The sequence below is a fragment of the Spongiactinospora gelatinilytica genome (assembly GCF_003236385.1).
Classification (GTDB): Bacteria; Actinomycetota; Actinomycetes; order Streptosporangiales; family Streptosporangiaceae; genus Spongiactinospora; species Spongiactinospora gelatinilytica.
On record NZ_POUA01000545.1, the window covers coordinates 1 to 3690 of the forward strand.

Here is a 3690-nt window from a genome sequence, read left to right on the forward strand (position 1 = left end):
CCACCGAACCCATCTGGCCCTGACCCACCCCCGCGCCAATGCCGTACGAACCCGCGCAACCGTCCTGTATCCTTTCTTCGACGCGCCGCTAGCTCAGTTGGTCAGAGCAGCTGACTCTTAATCAGCGGGTCCGGGGTTCGAGTCCCTGGCGGCGCACCTTTCACATAACGGCTGACCTGGGCGTTCTCGCTGCCGGCGGGAGCGCCCGCAGTCGTTTCCGGGCCTGGGTGTGCTCGTTTGGTGCTCATGTGTCGTGATCCTGTCACTTCCATGATCACCAAAAGTCAGCTGGTCCACTGAGTACATCGATCGCGGTGTGCTCGGCCACAGAGACTCGGAAGATGCCCGAGGTTCACCGGTGCATCCTGGTGGGCGCGTGGTGTGGCGACATGGCACGGCCTCGCTCAAGCAGGCCACTGATCTCTAGCGTGTCAAGGTGGTCCGGTTCGGACGCTGGCCTGCGGTACTTCCAGATGCCGTAGGTCAGCGGTGTTTGTTGGGGTGGTTGATGACCGTTGGGAGCGGTTCGGGGACCATGTCCGCTCCTGTTGATCTCCGCGTTGCCCGGGAGCATCGGGAGCAGGGGCGTGTTCCTGAATGCCGGATGGCCGGTGGTTTCACCGCGGCCCGCGCGGTCGGCTGGCCTGAATGGGGTGTCGTGTTCGCGGTGGCTTGTCCGTCCTGGACGATGGCCGTCACAGCGATCATGCTCACCGTGCCCGGGGCCGAGGCGGTCCGCTGGGCCTTCGGCCTGCAACTGCGCCGGCCGGAGACGTTCACCCCCGTTGGCCGATCATCTTCGCTGACAAGGTGCATGACGTGGTCGGCTTTACCTGGGTTCGCCGGAGCGTGTGCTGGTCGTAATGCGTCGACGAGGAAACGCGGTTGCAGGCGCTGGATCGCTCCCGGTTGGTGCTGCCGATGGTGCCGGGGGTGCCCGAGCGGGCCATTAATGGCTGGGCACTGCCAGGCGCGGGCTGGCCACCATTCCTTGCGGGTGAGCACCGTGGTGAGCCGATCCGGCTGGCCGATCCCGCCCGCGCTGGAGCCGCCGCCCGCGCGCTGGCCGCCGCGCTGCTGGTCCTCACCACGGCCACCGGCACCTTCGCCGATACCGATGCATCGCGCGAAATGACCTGACCTGCGATCTGATATGTGACCGATGCGGGGCGGCGCCCTTTTCCAGGCCGGAGCCGGGAACCGCTGAGGCGATAGGAGGCCATCTGCCCCTCTTAGGGGTGCCACTCTGGCGACCTCGCGTAACCAACTGTCGCCTATTTGGCTGTGGTTGAGCTCGTGGTCGTCACGGGGAGTGGTCGTCGCCTGGGGCGTAGCGGCTCCAGGGGCTGCCGGCGGCAGTGGCACCCGGCCTTGCGCAGGTCGTCGGAGTACCGGCCGAGTTCCTCCCGCGCGGACGCCGCGGCGTCATCAGAGGACGCGACCTGGAAGGCCCTTCCATCACCGCCGCTGTTGCCCGCCGCCCTCAACGACGAACCCGCCGTGGCGCTCGCCGAACTCCCGACGCCCCGCCTTGCGCAGCACCGTCCGGATGACCTCGGTGCCTCGGTCCCGCGCCGTCCACAGCGGGCGACCGCCCGCGCCGTACCCGAACTCCGGCTTGTCATCGCTCATGGTCAACACCATGAGCAAGCGAGACCCTGGCCATAGAGATCCGTATCTCCAGGTCAGATACTACTTCGTTGGAGATTTCTTCGTTGCTACCGGGACCCCAGGAACTCAAGGTTGAAACGTCAGATTGATTGGACCGCCCCGTGTATCGCAGGAGTGCATCAGGCTTTGCCTCTACCGAGCAGGCTGGGATAACGGGTCGGCGTCGGGCCCATCGATGGAGCAAGGATCGGCTTGTTCTCAGTCCTCCTGGTCACTGCCGTCGCTGGAGCACAGCGGCAAAACAGTCACACGGCCAACGGAGTGTCATGCCGCAGCTACGGTGAGGGTTTGTTTTTCGGAGCTTCCTGGAGCTTGCGAGTGCAGGTGCAACAGTCATGCTCGGAGATATGACATCAGTCAGCGCTCATTATTCACCTGAGAAGTCGATCGCTCAGCCGCCGAGGAGGGCTCTTTGCGCTTTCAAAATTCACTTGTAGCCATCTTGGCCATGATGCTGGCAGCCGCTGGCGCTGTCCCCAGTGCTCATGCCGATGCTATGGCGGCATCCCAAAGCGACGCTCTCGTGGTCGGGAACGTTGAGGTCCCCAACCCCACGGCCCTTACGAAGTTACAGCCTGCAAGGGTGTACGCATTCCATGCCGCCCGCAGGGCCGGTAAGGTGACGTCCCTCGCGTCAGGGCAGGCAGACGACGCTGGCAGCTTTTCCCTGCACCTTCCGCCAAGCAGGGCGAAAGCGGATACGGTAGCCGCGAATGGCGGCTGGGCGAACTTTATGGCGGTCGCGATCAAGGGCGACTCTTTTGATGTGCAGTTCTTCGTCCGGAAGTACATCAATGGAGATGGGTCGACTCGGCCTCTCGTGAGCATTCTACGGGGGCGCCGGTCAACTTCGCGCTGATGAATAAGCGGTTGCTGAAATAGTACTACCGCGAATGCTGGCCCTGCTCCACCGAGCGGGGCCGGTACTTCATTTTTATGCCATTGAGATGATGACAAAGATTCCCTGAATCGCGAGGAACCCCGCTCCTGTGCGCAAGAGCAGCCATTCTCGTCGTAATATATTCATGCTGTGCTCCAATTCGTAACCTGACGTGTTCGTTCGCTCCTCGGTAGAGGAAAGATCGAGCAATGAGATGGAGCCAGGTCGAGGATGTCGATTCAACATCGCGGCAGCTAGAAGCACAGCGGACACGGCCCCGCACGCTTGTCCGATAGCACCCGATGTCGCAGACCATAGTGCGATTGTGGCAACAGATCGGCCATATAGGACCAGGGCAACCGGCCCGGCCAAGAGAAGTCCGGCAGTAGCGCTCACATAGATCGACCGCCGACGGACTTGAGTCAGATCTTGGCAGGATGGATCGGGCATGAAAAAAAGCTAGCCGGTCGCGGAGGAATCGTCGAGGTGATGGCCCATGCCTTCGTCACTTCCTCGCCCAACGGGTACCCAACGAACCTATCGCTGACCTGCGGTGATACCGGACTACCAGTGGTGTACTAACGCGATCGCATGTACCGGGTGACAGCAGCCTTAGCGACCCCCCGCCCCTCTCCCATGAACCACAGGCGCGCCGCGCACGGGCTCGCGGTCACCACGGAGGGATGACGGCGGGATAGAGATGCCCGGCGGCACGGGGCCGCGGACCGCCCGTTGTGGCTATGTAGTGGCCCCCGTGAGCTGCGGTATCGCCTATCGGCACGACGATGGCTCCCAGTGCGACGCTGGGAGCCGTCGCCGTGTAGATGCGAAAAGTCCCGCAAGCCGCAAATACCCTAAGAAATTACTCCATAGCTCACAGTAGCCACACGGATAGCTACCGACCTAACTCAATGCGTGATACCTAAAGGTGGCAGCTACGGAAACGAAGCGCTCACCGCCGAAGGGAGCACCCTCCTTGCCTACCATCCGACAATGGCGCACCACCGGCCTGGCCATCCTGGCCGTGATCACCGCGCTGCCGGCCCTGGCCGCCTCCCCCGTCAGCGCCGAGCCCGCCCCTGCCGAGCCCCGGACCTCGGCCTCCAGCACCGCGAGCGCGGCTTCGTCACCATCCGACC

Annotated in this window: 2 protein-coding genes and 1 tRNA gene; 2 read left to right on the top strand and 1 reads right to left on the bottom strand. The window is 63.4% G+C overall.

The window, feature by feature from the left end; translation table 11 throughout:
* The first annotated feature begins 82 nt into the window (after nt 1-82).
* Nucleotides 83-156: transfer RNA gene (locus tag C1I98_RS36580), tRNA-Lys, on the top strand.
* 729 nt (nt 157-885) lie between these two features.
* On the top strand, nt 886-1140 hold the full coding sequence (locus C1I98_RS36585; RefSeq protein WP_111171855.1) for a hypothetical protein: 255 nt from the start codon (nt 886-888) through the stop codon (nt 1138-1140).
* Nucleotides 1141-1458: 318 nt separating this feature from the next.
* Here C1I98_RS36585 and C1I98_RS42180 read toward each other — a convergent pair whose 3' ends face one another.
* Nucleotides 1459-1632, bottom strand: coding sequence for a hypothetical protein (locus C1I98_RS42180; protein WP_158558340.1), 174 nt, complete (start codon nt 1630-1632; stop codon nt 1459-1461).
* Between the last annotated feature and the right edge of the window lie 2058 nt (nt 1633-3690).